The organism is Streptomyces sp. NPDC058464 (genome assembly GCF_042721035.1).
GTDB lineage: Bacteria > Actinomycetota > Actinomycetes > Streptomycetales > Streptomycetaceae > Streptomyces.
Window position 1 is genome coordinate 160,098 of sequence record NZ_JBHXMA010000014.1, and the last position, 16,121, is coordinate 176,218.

A 16,121-nucleotide genomic window follows, 5' to 3' on the forward strand; every position below is an offset into this window, starting at 1 on the left:
GCCAATTGGTCATCTATTTCGGCGTGGCCCGTAGGGGGTCTTGCCTGTTCAGGCGTGCCCAAAAGGGGCCGAAAGCGCCCCGGAAAATGCCCCGGAAAATTGAGGTGGACAACGCCTCGAATGGTGAATAGCATCGGCGAAGAACGGCTCCGGCGATGCGTGAGAAATTGCCTGCATTGACCTCCCTGTATTGACCTCTCGATATTCAGGAGAATTGCCAGATGTCAAGCCCTTCCGTGTGGAACGTGGTGCTCGACGCAGCATCGGACGCCGACGTCGTGCTCGCCACCGACTTCCCGGTGACGGGCCGCAACGAGGGCGGTTTCGCCGACCTGACGCCCAGCCTGGGACTGGACTGCGCGCTGTGGCAGACCGTCGCCCCGGCCCGGGTCCCCGGCCCCGGTATCGACCAGGACGAGTACCTCGCGCCCTGGCTGGCCGAGGTCGCCGCGAGCGGACGTACGGTCCGGGCGGTCCTCGGCTACTGCGCCGGATCGGTCTTCGCCGGCGCCCTGGCCGAGCGGATCGCCGACCGGCAGCCGGTCGCGCCGCAGGTGGTGGTCTTCGACCCCGAGCTCGTCGACGTGCCCACCGTGCACCTGCAGTTCGGCCGCGTCATCGGCAACATGACCGCCGTACTGACCCCGGCCGAGGTCGACGAGCTGGCCGGCGCGGCGGAGCGCCTGGCCGCCCGGCCCGGGATCACCCCGGCCGAGTTCGCAGCCGAGCTCTACGCGATCTTCGAGCCGATCGGCTCGGCCGCGCTGCGCCGCGCCGGCCTCGACGAGGACTACGCCGGTGAACTGGTGTCGCTGGTCGGCTCGTTCATGACCTATCTCGGCGTCGCCGCCGGACTGGACCCGCGTCCCGGCTGGTCCCGGGCCACCGTCGTCACCTCGGCGAGCCCGACCAGCGGACTCAACCGGATGCGCGCCACCCCCGGCCTGGCACCGATCGCCGTCGCGGACGAGGTCCGGTTCGAGGTGGAGCACCGCGACCTGCTGCGCACCCCGGAGGTCGCCACGACCGTGGCCGACCTGCTCGTCGCCGACTCCCAGGCCCGCCGATGACGGCCGGCGCGGCGGAGGCCCACGTGCGCGCCTCGCGCAAGGAGACCGCCCTGTGGCTGCTCGACGACCTGGTGCCCGGCAGCGGCGCGAACAACCTGTCACTGGCCTTCCGCGTCGCCGGTCGCCTCGACCCGACGGCCCTGGCCACGGCACTCGACCTGCTGCCGCGCCGGCACGAGGTGCTGCGCACGGTCTTCCACCGCACCGACGACGCTCTGACCAGGACCATCCTGCCCAGCCTCCACATCGCGCCCGAGCAGGCCGCCGGGCAGGCCGCCGGGCACGGTGACGAGCACGGTGCCGAGCGCGACACCCTGACCGCTTTCGTGGCCCGCCCCTTCCGGGCCGACGGGAACCCGCTGCTGCGCGCCCTCCTGCTGCACGGCCCCGAGGACGACGTCCTCTGTCTCGCGCTGCACCACGCCATCGCCGACGTGCAGTCCACCGCCGTCCTGCGCGCCGAGTTCGTCGAGTTCTACGAGGCGGCGCTGGCCGGCCGGACCCCGGAGCCGGACCCGGTGCCCGCCTGGCACGAGCCCGCACCCTCCGAGCAGAGCGTGACGTTCTGGCGCGACACCATGGCCGGGTTCCGCTCGTCCGGCTTGGAGCTGTGGTGCGAGAAGCCGGCCCCGGCGACCACCACCCTGGAGGGCGACGAGGTCACCCACGTCCTGTCGCCCGAGGCGCACGAGGTCGTCCGGCGGCTGCAACGCGAGCTGCGCGCACCCGAGTCGGTCGTCCTGCTCACCGCCTACGCGGTGCTGCTGGCCGGACACGGCGCCGGCCCCGACCTGACCATCGGATCGCCGGTCAACACGCGCGGCCGGGAGGCGGCCGGGGCGGTCGGCTACCACAGCAACCTGGTCACGCTGCGCCTGCTGACCGGGCGCACGGCAGGTTTCCGAGAGCTGGTCGGCCGGGCGCGCCGGGTCTTCATGGAGGCGATGGCCCACGCGGACATGCCCGCCGACGAACTGCTCGACGTGGTCGAGCGCGACGGTTCCGGCTGGCGCAACGTGCTGTTCCGGCACGTGTTCAACTACGTGCCGTTCACCGCCGGCCAGCGCACCTTCACGGTGGCCGGCGCCGCGGCCGAACTGGTCGTGGTCGAGAACGGGTTCAGCCAGTTCGACCTGGAATTCTTCGTGACCTCCGACCGGGACACCGCCACCGTGCGCGCCGCGTTCTACACCGGAGTCCTGGACCGCGCGGACGTCGAACTGATGGTCCGCCGCTACGACGCGTTGCTGGTCGCCGTCGGCGCCGCCCTGGACACGCCGGTCGGCTCGCTGTCGATCTGGTCGCCGGAGGACCACGCGGTCGTCGAAGCTGCCAACGCCACCGACCAGCCGATCGACCTGACATCGGTGCTCGCCGGATTCGCCGAGCGCGCCGCGGCCGAGCCGGACACCCTCGCGGTCCGGGACGGGGACCAGCGGGTGAGCTACGGCCGCCTGTGGTGCGCCGCGGCGCACACCGCCGAGCGGCTGGCGGCGGCCGGTGTCCGCCCCGGCGACGTCGTCGCGCTGCTGGTGCCGCGCGGTGCGGCGCTGGCCGCCGCGGTGTTCGGCACCTGGCTCGTCGGTGCGTCGTACCTGCCGCTGGATCCGCACCACCCGGCGGAGCGGATCGCCTACCAGCTCGACGACGCGGGTGCACAGGTCGTGGTGACCGGCGAGGGGCTCACCGCGCCCGGCGACCGGCGGACGATCCCGGCCCCCGACGTCGCCACCGCCCCCACCGTCCCCGTCGACGCCGGCAGGGCCGGCGCGGCAGGGCCGGACGCCCTCGCGTACGTGATCTACACGTCCGGATCCACGGGACGGCCGAAGGGCATCCCGATCACGCACCGGAGCCTGGTCAACCACATCACCGACTACGCGGAGCGCTTCGGCGTCGCCGCGACGGCACGGCCCACCGGCTGGCTCAGTACGTACAGCTTCGACACCTCGTCGCTGGAACTGATGATGCCGCTGCTGCACGGCGGCCACACGGTCGTGCTGCCCGACGAGGCCCGCACCGACGGGGCCCTGCTGGCCGAGGCGATACGCGCCCACGACATCGGATTCCTGCAGGCGACCCCGACCACCTGGCGACTGGTCGCCGACCGGATCACCGATCTGGTCGCCGGCCGCACGCTGCTCAGCGGCGGCGAGCCACTGCCCGGCGGGCTGGCCGCGACCCTGACCGGGGCGGGTGCCGAACTGTGGAACGTCTACGGCCCCACGGAGAGCACGATCTGGGCGACCGCCGGCCGGGTACCGGCAGATCCCGGCGACCGGGTGGACGTGGGGACGCCGATCGCCAACACCCGCATCTTCATCGCCGGCCCGGACGGGGAACCGCTGCCGATCGGCCTGCGCGGCGAGCTGTGCGTCGCCGGCATCGGTGTCGCCTCCGGCTACCACGGACGGCCCGACCTGACCGCCGAGCGCTTCGGGGTGGACTCCCGGTGGGGACGCTTCTACCGCTCCGGAGACGTGGCGCGCTGGCTGCCGGACGGCCGTATCGACCTGCTGGGCCGCATGGACCGGCAGGTGAAGCTGCGCGGCAACCGCATCGAGCTGGGCGAGATCGAGGCGGTGCTGTCCGATCACCCGGACGTCGAGGCGGCCGCCGTGCTGGTGGTCGGCGACCCCGCCGCGGACGGCAGGCTGGCCGCTTTCGTACAGGTTCCCTACCGGCCCGAGGCGGTGGGCGAGCTCTGGGAGTATGCCCGGCAGCGGCTGCCGCGCTCGGTGGTGCCGCACCGAATCCTCGCGGTGGAGGCGTTCCCGCGTACCGGCAGCGACAAGGTCGACTACCTGGCGCTGGCGGACCTCGCCGCGCACCGGCCGGCCGCGGCCGAGGGCGACGCCGCGGGTCCGGTCGGCGGCGACGCGCTGACCACCACCCTGACCAAGCTCTTCGCCGAACTGCTCGACCGGCCGGACCTGGACGCCGACGCCCACTTCTTCACCAGCGGCGGGCACTCGCTGCTCGCCGCCTCCCTCGCGCAGCGCATCAAGGACGAGACCGGTGTCCGGCTGGCTCTCACCGACGTGTTCGAGAACCCGACCCCCGCCGCGCTGGCCGGCCGCCTGCGCGGGCTCGGGTGAGCGGCCGAAGAGGACCACGCACCATGCTGACACCGGTCTTCCTCTTCGCGGGTCAGGGCTCCCAGTACCACGGCATGGGCCGGTGGCTCTACGGTGCCGACCCGGTCTTCCACGACGCGCTGGACTCGCTGGACGCGGTGGTGCGCAAGGTCCACGGCCACTCGGTCATCGCCGCGATCCACGGCGGCGACCGCGGCCCGGAGCTGCCGATGACCCGCCTGTCGCTCACCCAGCCGGCCATCTTCATGGTCGAGTACGCGCTGGCCCGCATGCTGCGCGCCCGCGGCTTCGAACCGGAACTGGTGCTCGGCGCCAGCCTGGGCGAGGTCGTCGCCGCCACGGTGGCCGGCATCTTCGACCCCGAGGAATGCCTGCGCTCGCTGCTGGAGCAGGTGATGCTCTTCGAGGCGGAGTGCCCGCGCGGCGGGATGCTGGCGGTCCTCGCCGACGCCGGTCTCGTCGACCGCGATCCCGCGCTGGCCGGGGCACACCTGGCCGCGATCAACGCGCCGGACAACTTCGTGCTCGCGGGCACCGCCGACCGGCTCGACGACATCGAGCGCCACCTGAACGCCTCGGGTGTGCTCTGCCAACGGCTTCCGGTGCTGTTCCCGTTCCACTCGCCGCTGATCGACGGCGTACGCGACGCCTTCACCAAGCTCGTGGGCGGTCTCACCCCGCGAACCGCCACGATCCCGCTGATCTCCGGAACGACCGGTGCCGAGGTGCGCCACCCCGACTCGGACCACTTCTGGCGGGTCCTGCGGGAGCCGTTCGACCTGTCACGAGCCCTCGAACCGCTGCTGGCCCGCGACGACCTGCTCTTCCTGGACCTGGGCCCGTCCGGGTCGATGGCCAACCTGGTGCGGGCGCGGCTTCCCGAGGGCAGCCGGTCCCGGGTGCTGCCGCTGCTCTCCCCGTACGCCCGGGACGAGGTGCTGTACCAGGCGGTGCTCGACACCCGCTCGGTCATCGCCGCGCCGGCTCGACGAACCGAGGTGACCACCATGACCGCTCCGACGCCCGTGGCCGACCCCGCCACCCCGGGCGACGGCTTCGACGTCTATGTCTTCCCCGGCCAGGGCGCCCAGGCCAAGGGAATGGGCCGAAATCTGTTCGACCGGTTCCCCGAGCTGGTCGAACGGGCCGACACCGTCCTCGGCTACTCGATCCGTGAGCTGTGCCTGGAGGACCCCGGCCGCAACCTGCGCGACACCCGGTACACCCAGCCCGCCCTGTACGTGGTCGGTGCCCTCTCCTGGCTGGCCGCCCTGCAGGAGGGCGGCCGTCTGCCCGACTACCTGCTCGGGCACAGCCTCGGTGAGTTCGCCGCCCTGTTCGCCGCGGGCGTCTACGACTTCGAGACCGGACTGCGCCTGGTCGTCGAACGCGGCCGGCTGATGGGACAGGTCACCGGCGGCACCATGGCCGCGGTCTCGGCCGTCGACGCCGACCTGGTCCGGGAGGTGCTGCGCGACAGCGAGCTGTCCGGACTGGACATCGCCAACTACAACGCGCCGACCCAGACAGTGGTCGCGGGCCCCGCCGACGCGGTCAACCGCGCGCTCGCGCTGTTCAAGGACAAGGGCGCCCGCTGTGCCCCGCTCAACGTCAGCGCCCCCTTCCACAGCCGCTACATGGCGCAGGCCGCGGAGGAGTTCGGGCGCCTGCTGGACGCCACGGCGTTCGCCGCCCCGAAGATTCCCGTGATCAGCAACGTCGACGCCCGGCCGTACGAGCCGGACGCCGTGGCCGCCACCCTGCGCCGCCAGATCGTCTCCCCGGTGCGGTGGACCGACAGCATCCGGCTGCTGATGGGCCGAGGCGACTTCCGGGTCCGCGAACTGGGCCCGGGGCAGGTGCTGACCAAGCTGATCGCCCGGATCCGGGAGGAGGCCACCCCGCTGCGGCCCGAGCCGGCCCGGACCGTGGCGCCGACCGGGCCGGTCACCGCTCCGCCGCCGCGGCGCGCGGAGCTGGGCTCGGCGGCGTTCCGGCGCGACCACGGGGTTCGGCACGCCTACGTCGCCGGTGGGATGCACCACGGTGTCAGCTCCGTCGAGCTGGTCGCCCGGCTGGCCCGCTCCGGCCTGCTCGGCCACTTCGGTGCGGCCGGGCTCCCGCTCGCGGACGTCGCCGACGCGATCCGCGGCATCCGGGCGGCCGCCGGGGCCGACGCGCCGTTCGGGGTCAACATCACCTATGACCCGTTCGACCCGCGCGCCGAGGCCGACATGGTCGATCTGCTGGTCCGTGAGAACGTCCGTCTCGTCGAGGCGGCCACCTACGTCGAGGTGACCCCCGCGCTGGTGAGGCACCGGCTGACCGGTGCCCGCATCCTGGCGGACGGCACCGTGCACGCCCCCCGCAAACTGCTGGCCAAGGTGACCCGCCTGGACACCGCCCGCCTGTTCTTCGCGCCACCGCCGCGCCCCCTCGTGGCACGGCTGGTCGACGACGGACTGCTCACCGCCGAGGAGGCCGCGGCCGGCGAGCGGATCGCCCTGGCCGACGACATCTGCGCGATCGGCGACGGAGCCGACTACACCGACCAGGGCGCCCTGCCCGCGCTGCTGCCCTCGGTACGCCGACTGCGGGCACAGCTCGGCGGAGTCGCCTCCGGCGTACGCGTCGGGGGCGGTGGAGGCATCGGCTCCCCGGAGGCGGCCGCCGCCGCGTTCGTCCTGGGCGCCGACTTCGTCCTCACCGGGTCGATCAACCTCTGCACCGCCGAGAGCGGGCTCAGCGAAGCCGCCAAGGACCTGCTGCCGAACCTCGACGTGCACGACACCGCGTACGCCCCCTACGGCGCGCTGTTCGAACTCGGCGGCCGGGCCCGGGTGCTGCGCAAGGGCGTGCTCTTCCACGTGCGCGCCGGAAAGCTCTACGACCTGTGGCGTACCTACGACTCCTGGGGCGCCGTGCCCGGCCGGATCCGGTCCCGGGTGGAACGCGACTACTTCGGCGCCGGATTCGAGGAACTGGCGTCGCGGGTCGTCCCCGCCGGCGAGCCGGCCGACCCCAAGCGCCGGATGGCCCTGGTCTTCCGCTGGTACTGCGCCCAGGCCCAGCGGTGGGCGATCGAGGGCACCCCGGAGCGGGTCGCGGACTACCAGGTGGCCTGCGGGCCGGCGCTGGGCGCCTGCAACCACTGGCTGCGCGGCACCCCGTACGAGGCCTGGCGTGACCGGCACGCCGACGAGCTGGCCGACCGACTCATCACCGAAGCCGCCGAGATCGTCGGGTCCACCGGCGTATAGCAAAGGAGAGCGTTGTGTCCGAGACCGTCCGTCCCGTCGACGGCCTGCCCATGACCCGTGGCACCTGCCCGTTCGACCCCGCACCCGAGCTCGCCGAGCTGCGCGAGGAGCAGCCGGTGGCCCGCATGGTCTTCCCGGACGGCCACCTCGGCTGGCTGGTCACCGGCTACGACGAGGTCCGCCGGCTCCTCGCCGGCCGGGGCATGAGCTCGCGGGGCGACCTGCTGCGCACGCCGATCCCGCTGCCGATGGCCGGGAACCGGACCGACCTGGCACCGGGGATGTTCACGGCGATGGACCCGCCGGAGCACACCCACTACCGGCGCCGGCTGACCGCCTGGTTCTCGGCCCGGCGCACCCGGACCATGGAGCCGAGGCTGACCGAGCACGTCGAGCTGTATCTCGGCAGGATGATCGAGGAGGGCGGTCCCACCGATCTGGTCGCCGCGTTCGCCGAGCCGGTCGCCGGGCTGGTGATCTGCGAACTGCTCGGTGTTCCCGCCGACCGGCGGGACGTGTTCGTCAAGGGCATCAAGGCCCTGCTGACCGTCCATTCCAGCGCGGAGGAGGCGATCGCCGGCTGGCAGAACGTCGGCGGGCAGCTGATGGAGCTGATCCGCACCAAACGCGAAGAGCCCACCGACGATCTGCTCGGCACGCTGGTCGCCGACGGCGATCTCAGCGACGAGGAGCTGGCGACCATCGGCAGTGTGCTGCTCGTGGGCGGCTACGACACCAGCAAGAACATGATCGCGCTGGGCACCTTCGCCCTGCTGGCACATCCCGACCAGTACGCGGCGCTGGCCGCGGACCCGGGCTTGGGCGCGGGCGCGGTGGAGGAACTGCTGCGTTACGTGACGGTCATGCACGCCGGCTCGATCCGCGCGGCCGGCGCCGACATGGACTTCGACGGGCACCACTTCACCGAGGGCGACGCCGTGTCCCTGTCGCTGGCCGCGGCGAACCGGGACCCGGCGCTCTGCGACGACCCGGACCGCCTCGACATCACCCGGCCGCCGGTGGCGCACCTGTCGTTCGGTTACGGCATTCACCAGTGCGTCGGCCAGCAACTGGCCCGGCTGGAACTGCGGATCGCGTTCGAGGCGCTGGCCCGACGGCTGCCCGGGCTGCGGCTGGCGACCCCCGCGGACCAGATCCGCACCACCCCCGAATCGATCATCTACGGCGTCCACGAGCTGCCGGTGACATGGTGAACGGAGACCACCCGGTGTACCGAGAGATGCTCAAGTCGAAGATCCACCGTGCCACGGTCACGCAGGCGGACCTGCACTACGTCGGCTCGCTCACGCTCGACTCGACGCTGATGGCCGCCGCGAACCTGCTGCCCGGGGAGAAGGTCGACGTCGTCGACATCGACAACGGCGCCCGGCTCAGCACCTATGTCATCGAGGGGCCGGCCGGTAGCGGCGTGGTCGGCATCAACGGCGCGGCGGCCCGGCTGATCAGCCCCGGTGATCTGGTGATCATCATCTCGTACGCGGCGATGACCGAGGAACAGGCTCGCGCGTACCGGCCGAGCGTGGTCTTCGTCGACGACGGCAACCGACCGCAGCACGTCGGTTCCGACCCCGCCGAGGCGCCGGACGGCGCCGACGACCTGATGCGCGGCGACACCGTCGACGCGTGACCGCACCGATCCGGCGAACTCGGAGACCCTAATGAGCCAACCCGATGTGATGACCGCCTTCACCGCCGGTCTGGCGGACATCAACCTCGACGAGTCCAGAGCACCCCGCTCGGGGGCGAAGGCCGCCGGGATGAAGTCGGCCAGTTCCTCCATCTACGACATGGCGGCCACCCTGTCCGGTCGCGGCGAGCTGTGGAACTGGGGGATGTACGACCCCGGTCTGGCAGCCGAGATCGAGGACCGGCTGCCCGGGTTCACCGACTTCGGCACCGACGGTTTCAGCGAGCAGCTCTACTACCTGGCCCTGCGCGACCTGCCCGACGGTCTGGACGGGTGCGCCGACCGGACGGTCCTGGAGGTGGGCTGCGGGACGGGCGAGGGGCTCAACTTCCTGTCCCGGCTCGTCCCCGGCGCCCGGATGACCGGCCTGGACCTGTCGCCGAAGGCGATCGCCCGGGCCGAGGCCACGCTGGCGCGGGGCGAGACCCTGCGCTTCGTCCAGGGCGACGCCGAGAAGCTGCCGTTCGAGGACTCCTCGGTGGACGTGCTGATCAACATCGAGAGCTCGCACACGTACCCCGATCTGGGCCGCTTCCTGCACGAGGCCGCGCGGGTGCTGCGGCCGGGCGGGGCGCTGTCGCACATCGACGTGTTCACCCGTCAGCGGCTGCGGACGATGCGGGGGATCACCGAGGAGATGCCGCAGCTGAAGTGGATCACCGATCACGACGTCTCCGCCGAGGTCCGCGCCGCGGTGCGCCGCCGGATGGCCCCGGGCAGCCGCTTCCGCCGCACGCTCGACCGGCAGCGGATGAACCCGCTGGTGCGCACGATCGCCACGCACAGTCAGATCCTGATGTTCGGCGGCATGTTCGCCGACTACCGGCCTCCCGCCTCGATCAAGGTGCTCAGCCGGCTGGGCCTCGTGCCGTGGATGAGCGGCCTGCCGATGGAGAGCTACCGGCACCAGGTCGCCGTCCGAGTCTGAGGGGGAGAAGTGACCGTACGGCTGTTCGCCGTCGCCGCCGGGACCGAGGGCGGCCTGCTCGCCGCGATCCGCGGGCACGCCGGCCGGATCCGCGCCGGCCGGGATCTGCCCTCGCTGGCCCGGTACTGCCACGACGCGGCAGCCGGGACGTCCGGCCTGGCCCACCGGGCCGCTCTCACCGCCGAGTCCTACGACGACCTCGCCGGGGGACTGGACAAGCTGGTGCAGGAGTGGGCCGACCGGGTGACGGCTCCGTCGCCGTCCCGACGACCCGGCCTGGTGTTCGTCTTCGCCGGTCAGGGCGCCCAATGGGACGGCATGGGCCTGGAGTTGCTGGACACCGAGCCGGTGTTCCGCGCGGCGCTGCGGCGCTGCGACGAACGGGTGCGCGCGCTGGCCGGCTTCTCGGTGATCCAGCAGCTGAGGGCCGACCCGGCGGCGTCGCGGCTCGGTGAGATCGATGTGCTGCAGCCGACGATGGTGTCGCTGCAGATCGCCCTGGTGGCCCTGTGGCGCAGCTGGCACGTGGAGCCGGACGCGGTGACCGGGCACAGCATGGGCGAGATCTCCGCCGGGTACGCGGCCGGAGCACTCACCCTCGACGACGCCCTGCTGATCGCCTGCCGCCGCAGCGCCCTGCTGCGGCGGATCGCCGGCCGGGGCGCGCTGGCCACCACCGAGCTGTCGCCCGAGGCCGCGCACGCCCTGGCCGCCGCCAGCGGTGGCCGTATCTGTGTCGCCGGGGAGAACAGTCCCCGCTCGACCGTGCTGGCCGGGGACACCGCCACGCTGACCGCCGTGGTCGAGGACCTCGACCGGCGCGGCGTCTACTGCCGGATGGTGCGGGGCACGGTCGCCTCGCACAGTCATTACGTCGATGAACTGCGCGACGACCTGGCGACGGCGCTGCGCTCGCTGAGACCGGTGCCGTCCCGGGTGCCGATCTACTCGACCGTGACCGCGGCGCCGGTCCCCGGCACCGAGCTCGGGCCCGCGTACTGGATGCGCAATCTGCGGGAGCCGGTCCGGTTGGCCGCCACCACCGGGCGGCTGGCCGAGGACGGTCACGAGATCTTCGTCGAGGTCAGCACTCATCCGGTGCTGCTCTCCAGTCTGCGGCAGACGCTGGAGAGCGCCGGACGGCCGGGGGAGGTGCTGCCCTCCGGCCGCCGGCGGACCGAACGCCGGGCCATGCTGTCGTCGCTCGGCGCACTCTTCACGCACGGGCGCGACCCGCACTGGCCGACGTCCGCCCCGCCGATGCCGGCGCTCACGCCCTACCAGGCCGCCGTCCTGGCGGCCGTCCGGCGCCCGCGGCCCTCGCCGGCCGCGGTGGGCTCAGGATGACCGGCCGGGCCCGACGAGGGAGACGAGCCGGTAGGCGCCCGACTCGCGGTGCAGGAATCCGTCGTCGACCAGGAACCGCCGCAGCGAGACCGGGTCCAGGCCGGTGCCCTCGCACCACGGCCGCAGCAGATCGGTCACGGTGCGCTCGTCGTACTCCCGGCCGGCCTCGAAGGTCGTCGCCGCGACGTGGTCCAGGACGGCCCGCCGGGTCTCGTCGTCGTCCTCCGGCAGCCGGACCAGCACCGTGCCACGGACGTAGCCGCGCAGTCCGGGATCGGGCTGTTCGGCCTCCGCCTGCTCCTGCAGGCGGAGGCCGGCGATCTCGGCCGCGGCGTCCAGGGCGGCCTCGTCGACCGCCAGCCGGCCCCGGCCCTGGCTGACGACCAGTCCCTCGCGCAACAGTCGGCCGATCGCCGGGGCGGCCTCCGGGGCGGCGAGCCCGGTCGTGGCGAGGATCTCCGCGGACGTCGACGAGCCCAGGGCTATGGCCGAGAAAACCCGCCGCAGAGCGGAGTCGGAAAGGAGAACGGTGAATGTCTCGGGCGTCATCGTCCCCGCCGCTTGATCTTGATGGTCTCCAGGTCGGTGCAGACGGACCGCAGATCGCACACATCGGCGCCGAGGTCCCGGACGGCGGCCGTGGCCAGTTCCTCGGCCCCGGCGACGACCTCGTCGATCTTGTCCTCGGCGTCGGCCTTCACGACACAGCGGAAGGTGAAGGTGAGCAGGGTCCGTTCGTACGTGACGGTGCCCTCCTCGGTGAACTTCGACTGGAACAGGTCGTGCTTGTCGGCCACGGCCAGCAGCTTGGCGCGCCGGTCGTCGTCGAGCGCCGCGAATTTGCCGTAGACGATGATCTGGTAATTCTTGCGGGGCATGGTGGTGGTGCTCCTCAGATGTCGGGGGGACGGGGACGGTCAGGACACACCCAGCCGCCGCGGTTGCCGCGGCAGCAGGAACAGCAGGCAGAGCACCGCGGCCAGGCCTGCGGACGCCCAGTAGAGGGCTTCGCTGAAGGTGGCGGTGAACGTCCCGGAGTTGATGTCGGCCAGGGCGTTTCCGATCGCCTTCTGCTGGGCGGGGTCATCGGTGCCGAGGGCGCGGCAGGTGTCGGGCACGGCGCTGAGGTCGGCCTGGTCGTGGGAGTCGACGGCGCAGGCGCGGATCTCGGCCTGGTGCGCGGCGACGGCCGGGACGTTCGGCAGCACCCGGTCGGCCTGCGTCCCCGCGTTGGTGGCGAGGCCGGAGAAGAAGATCGCACCGATGAGGGCCACGCCGAGGGCGGCGCCGAGCTGACCGGCCGCGTTGATCAGGCCGGACGCCGCACCCGCCTCCCGTGGCTCGACATCGTTCAGGGTCATGCCGGTCAGCGGGGCCAGCAGCATGCCCATGCCGGAGCCGAGCAGCAGCATCGGGACGACGGCGTGCCAGGAGGTGATCCCGTCGCCGGCCTGGTCGGCGATCCACGCGTACAGCAGGAGCCCGGCCATCATCAGCAGTGCCCCGGCGAACAGGCATTTGCGTCCGTAGAGAGGGAACAGCTTGCGGACGGCGAAGTTGCCGGCGATCGGGACGCCCAGCGAGAACGGGATCGCGGTGAGACCGGTGTGCAGCGCCGACCAGCCGAGACCGCCCTGCAGATAGAGCGTCCAGCTGAGGAAGAAGCCGGCCGGGATGCAGCTGAACAGCAGCTGTGCGCCGACCCCGGCACCGAAGGTCCGGATCTTGAACAGGGAGAGGACGACCAGGGGCGATCCGCCCTTGGCGGTCTTGTACCGCTCGTAGTACACGAACGCCACGAGGACCGGCACGGCGGCGATGAGCGAGGCGATGCTCCAGGTCGGCCAGCCGAGTTCGCGGCCGCGCAGCAGGGGCAGCATCAGCAACAGCAGGCCGGTGGTCACCAGCACCATGCCGACCAGGTCCAGCCGGGTGGCGCGGGGCGACTTCGACTCGCGCATCCACATCGCACCGGCGATCAGGGCGGCCACGCCGAACGGCAGGTTGACCACGAAGACGGTCCGCCAGCCCAGGTCGGCCGGATCCCAGGAGATCAGCACGCCGCCCAGCACCGGTCCGGCGACGATGGCCAGGCCGATCATGCTGGCGTACAGGCTGACGACCCGGCCGATCTCCTCCGCCGGGAAGGTCACGTAGATGATCGCCAGGACCTGCGGCACCATGATCGCGGCGGCGATGCCCTGCAGCACCCGGGACGCCACCAGGACTTCGGCGCTGGGGGCGAAGGCGCACAGGGCCGAGGCCGCGACGAAGCCGGCGACGCCGACCAGGAAGGCCCGTTTGCGGCCGAAGATGTCGCCGAGACGGCCGCCGGTGATCAGCGTGACCGCGAAGGACAGGGTGTAACCGACGTTCAGCGCCTGGACGGCGGCCGAGGAGGCGCCGAGGTCCTCCTGGATGCTCGGGATCGCCACGGTGACGATGTTGACGTCGAGCAGGTCCATGAAGGTCGCGGCAAGCAGGACGATCAGCGCCAGCCAGCGCTTGGGGTCCGGACCGGCGGCGGCGACGGGCGGTCCGAGAGCCGCCTCCGCCGTCGTCGACTTCGCTTCCTCGCTCATGGGTGGTACTCCAGTTCTTCGATAGGGCGTGGCCGGGAGAGGGGACCGGCCGACGGCTCAGGGGGTGGTGCCGCTCTCCGGGGCGGGCGGACCGGTGGGTTCGGTGGTTCCGGCGCGGGCCAGCGCGGTCCACGACCGCATCAGCAGATCCACCACGTCCATGACGCCCCCGGCCGGGCTCTCGCCGGCCGAGAGCACGCGCTGGATGGAGAGCCCGTCGTCCAGGGCGTGCACGATCAGGGCGAGCAGCTCCACCGGCGCGGGCGGGGTGACCGACCGGGCGGCGAAACCCTGTGTGAGGGCCTGGGCCATCGCTTCGCGGGAACGACGCTCGCGGTCGGCCAGCACGGACAGCACCGCCGGATCGCGCATGCCGTAGAGCCACAGTTCGGTGCGCAGGGCCAGCCAGCTCGCGAAGTTCTTGTCCCGCTCGCGGTGCCACTTGCGCAGGTGCTCGATCGTCTCCTCGAACGAGCCGGCGTTGGCGCTGAGTGCCTGCACCTCGGCCAGTTCGCGCTCGGTGCGGTGCTCCAGCAGGGCCAGGATCAGCTGCTGCTTGCCGTCGAAGTTGCCGTAGAAGGCGCCCCGGGTGTACCCGGCGCGTTCCACGATCTGTTCGACCGAGGTGCCGTTGACGCCGCATTCGGCGAACAGGTCGGCAGCTGCCTGCAGCAGCTCCTGGCGCGTGATTTCCCGGCTCTCCTGCCGGGTGAGTCGTTTGCTGATGATCGGCCTCCTTCCGAGAACTCGGATACAGTATCGCATTCTGATACAGTGCTGTATCTGAAAACTGCATGGTTCAACCCGGGATGTGCCGCACCGCTCGCCGGCGGCCCCCGTCAACACCCGGATCAGCGTTGTGAAGCTAGCGAATGGGGATGTTGGTGACCGAAGCATTCGATTGGACGGACGTCGAGTTCGACCTGTCCGACGTCAATTTCGTGACCGACCGCGAGGCGGGGGAACGCTGGACGGGAGCCCCCCGACCGGTGTGCCCGGGCCGCTTCTCCGACGGCAACGACGTCTACGTCGTCACCCGTTACGAGGCGGTCCGCGGCCTGTTCGCCGATCGCCGGGTCAGCAACCACCCGCCGGAGGGCGTCCACCTCGACAGCATGCGCCGCCGCGGCGTGCCCGAGGAACTGCTCAAGTACTTCGACTCGACGATCATGACGATGGTGCCGGAGGACCACCGGCGCGTACGCTCCCTGATCGACCGGGCGTTCTCGGTGCGCCGGGTCAAGTCCCTGCGCCCCCGGATCGAGTCGCTCGCGGACCAGCTGCTCGACCGGATGGACCCCGAAGGCGAGACGGACCTCGTCGCCGAGTACGCCCACCCGATCTCCACCACGGTCATCTGCGAACTCCTCGGTGTCGACGACGAGTACCGCGACCAGTGGCTGAAGTGGTCCGAGGCGTTCACCACCTTCGTCCGCCCCGACCCGGAGATCCTGCCGCCCGCGCTGCACGGCATGGTCGACACGGTCATCCGGCTGATAGGCGCGCGCCGTGCCCAGCCCGGCGACGACCTGATCTCCGACCTGGTCCAGGTCAGCGACGAGACCGAGAAGCTCGACGAGGTCGAACTCGTCGCCCTGGTCCTGGTCCTGGTGCAGGCCGGCCTCGACACGGTCCGGCACTCGATCTCGCTCAGCTTCTTCAACCTCCTGACCCACCCCGACCAGCTGGAACTGGTCAGGACGCAGCCGGAGAACACCGTCCAGGCGGTGCGCGAGCTGATGCGCTACTCCGGCCCGATCAAGATGGCCCTGCCGCGTTTCGCCGCGGAGCCGATCGAGATCGACGGGGTGACCATCCCCAAGGACGGCCAGATCCAGCTGGTGGTCGGCGCCGCCAACAACGACCCCGAGCGGTTCACCGACCCGCGCGTCCTCGACGTGACCCGCGCCGACAACCCGCAGCTCAGCTTCGCCGCCGGCGACCACTTCTGCCCCGGGGCGTCGCTGGCCACGGCGGAGACCGAGATCGCGCTCAACAAGCTGTTCGCGCGCTTCCCCGACGTGCGTCTGGCCGCCGACCCCGACGACGTCGGCCCGCGCTTCCTGAAAGCCGTCACACGACTGCCCGTCCGGCTCGCGTGACCACCGTTTCCATGCCCGACAACGAC

12 protein-coding genes are annotated in these 16,121 nt (G+C 71.9%); 8 read left to right on the top strand and 4 right to left on the bottom strand.

Annotation, left to right across the window (positions count from 1 at the left end; all coding sequences use genetic code 11):
• The first annotated feature begins 221 nt into the window (after positions 1 to 221).
• Genes ACFWPQ_RS20190 through ACFWPQ_RS20220 form a run of 7 tightly spaced genes read left to right on the top strand, consistent with a single transcriptional unit; the run spans position 222 to position 11,411 of the window.
• Positions 222 to 1,070 carry a hypothetical protein gene (locus ACFWPQ_RS20190; RefSeq protein ID WP_384036188.1) on the top strand — a complete coding sequence of 283 codons (849 nt, stop codon included), beginning with the start codon at positions 222 to 224 and terminating at the stop codon, positions 1,068 to 1,070.
• 23 nt (positions 1,071 to 1,093) lie between these two features.
• Positions 1,094 to 4,168, top strand: coding sequence for an amino acid adenylation domain-containing protein (locus ACFWPQ_RS20195; RefSeq protein WP_384036191.1), 3,075 nt, complete (start codon positions 1,094 to 1,096; stop codon positions 4,166 to 4,168).
• 23 nt (positions 4,169 to 4,191) lie between these two features.
• Positions 4,192 to 7,428 carry an ACP S-malonyltransferase gene (gene fabD / locus ACFWPQ_RS20200; protein WP_384036195.1) on the top strand — a complete coding sequence of 1,079 codons (3,237 nt, stop codon included), beginning with the start codon at positions 4,192 to 4,194 and terminating at the stop codon, positions 7,426 to 7,428.
• A 14-nt stretch (positions 7,429 to 7,442) separates the two neighbouring features.
• Positions 7,443 to 8,642 carry a cytochrome P450 gene (locus ACFWPQ_RS20205; RefSeq protein ID WP_384036198.1) on the top strand — a complete coding sequence of 400 codons (1,200 nt, stop codon included), beginning with the start codon at positions 7,443 to 7,445 and terminating at the stop codon, positions 8,640 to 8,642.
• Positions 8,643 to 8,656: 14 nt separating this feature from the next.
• Positions 8,657 to 9,076 carry an aspartate 1-decarboxylase gene (panD, locus tag ACFWPQ_RS20210; protein WP_384036201.1) on the top strand — a complete coding sequence of 140 codons (420 nt, stop codon included), beginning with the start codon at positions 8,657 to 8,659 and terminating at the stop codon, positions 9,074 to 9,076.
• Positions 9,077 to 9,107: 31 nt separating this feature from the next.
• Positions 9,108 to 10,064 carry a class I SAM-dependent methyltransferase gene (locus tag ACFWPQ_RS20215; RefSeq protein ID WP_384036204.1) on the top strand — a complete coding sequence of 319 codons (957 nt, stop codon included), beginning with the start codon at positions 9,108 to 9,110 and terminating at the stop codon, positions 10,062 to 10,064.
• 9 nt (positions 10,065 to 10,073) lie between these two features.
• Positions 10,074 to 11,411: an acyltransferase domain-containing protein gene (locus tag ACFWPQ_RS20220; protein WP_384036207.1), complete on the top strand. Its 1,338-nt coding sequence runs from the start codon at positions 10,074 to 10,076 to the stop codon at positions 11,409 to 11,411.
• Here ACFWPQ_RS20220 and ACFWPQ_RS20225 read toward each other — a convergent pair.
• Genes ACFWPQ_RS20225 through ACFWPQ_RS20240 form a run of 4 tightly spaced genes read right to left on the bottom strand, consistent with a single transcriptional unit; the run spans position 11,403 to position 14,758 of the window.
• Positions 11,403 to 11,960, bottom strand: a complete 558-nt coding sequence (locus ACFWPQ_RS20225) for a DUF2087 domain-containing protein (RefSeq protein WP_384036210.1) — start codon at positions 11,958 to 11,960, stop codon at positions 11,403 to 11,405. The two genes, ACFWPQ_RS20220 and ACFWPQ_RS20225, sit on opposite strands and share 9 nt — an antisense overlap.
• Positions 11,957 to 12,289, bottom strand: coding sequence for a DUF6204 family protein (locus ACFWPQ_RS20230; protein ID WP_384036212.1), 333 nt, complete (start codon positions 12,287 to 12,289; stop codon positions 11,957 to 11,959). Before ACFWPQ_RS20230 ends, ACFWPQ_RS20225 begins: the two co-directional genes overlap by 4 nt.
• 39 nt (positions 12,290 to 12,328) lie before the next feature.
• Positions 12,329 to 13,993 carry an MFS transporter gene (locus tag ACFWPQ_RS20235; RefSeq protein WP_384036215.1) on the bottom strand — a complete coding sequence of 555 codons (1,665 nt, stop codon included), beginning with the start codon at positions 13,991 to 13,993 and terminating at the stop codon, positions 12,329 to 12,331.
• 57 nt (positions 13,994 to 14,050) lie between these two features.
• A complete protein-coding gene (locus tag ACFWPQ_RS20240) occupies positions 14,051 to 14,758 on the bottom strand; it encodes a TetR/AcrR family transcriptional regulator (RefSeq protein ID WP_384036218.1) in 708 nt (235 codons plus the stop codon).
• Between the two features lie 119 nt (positions 14,759 to 14,877).
• Between ACFWPQ_RS20240 and ACFWPQ_RS20245 the strand changes: the two genes are divergently transcribed.
• Complete coding sequence (locus ACFWPQ_RS20245; RefSeq protein ID WP_384036221.1) at positions 14,878 to 16,095, top strand: cytochrome P450; 1,218 nt, start codon at positions 14,878 to 14,880, stop codon at positions 16,093 to 16,095.
• Positions 16,096 to 16,121: the final 26 nt, after the last annotated feature.

Bases quoted from the DNA above. Each gene is read 5' to 3' on its own strand.
- ACFWPQ_RS20190 (WP_384036188.1), top strand. From the start codon at position 222: ATGTCAAGCCCTTCCGTGTGGAACGTGGTGCTCGACGCAGCATCGGAC.
- fabD (WP_384036195.1), top strand. From the start codon at position 4,192: ATGCTGACACCGGTCTTCCTCTTCGCGGGTCAGGGCTCCCAGTACCAC.
- ACFWPQ_RS20215 (WP_384036204.1), top strand. From the start codon at position 9,108: ATGAGCCAACCCGATGTGATGACCGCCTTCACCGCCGGTCTGGCGGAC.
- ACFWPQ_RS20225 (WP_384036210.1), bottom strand. From the start codon at position 11,960: ATGACGCCCGAGACATTCACCGTTCTCCTTTCCGACTCCGCTCTGCGG.
- ACFWPQ_RS20230 (WP_384036212.1), bottom strand. From the start codon at position 12,289: ATGCCCCGCAAGAATTACCAGATCATCGTCTACGGCAAATTCGCGGCG.
- ACFWPQ_RS20235 (WP_384036215.1), bottom strand. From the start codon at position 13,993: ATGAGCGAGGAAGCGAAGTCGACGACGGCGGAGGCGGCTCTCGGACCG.
- ACFWPQ_RS20240 (WP_384036218.1), bottom strand. From the start codon at position 14,758: ATGCGATACTGTATCCGAGTTCTCGGAAGGAGGCCGATCATCAGCAAA.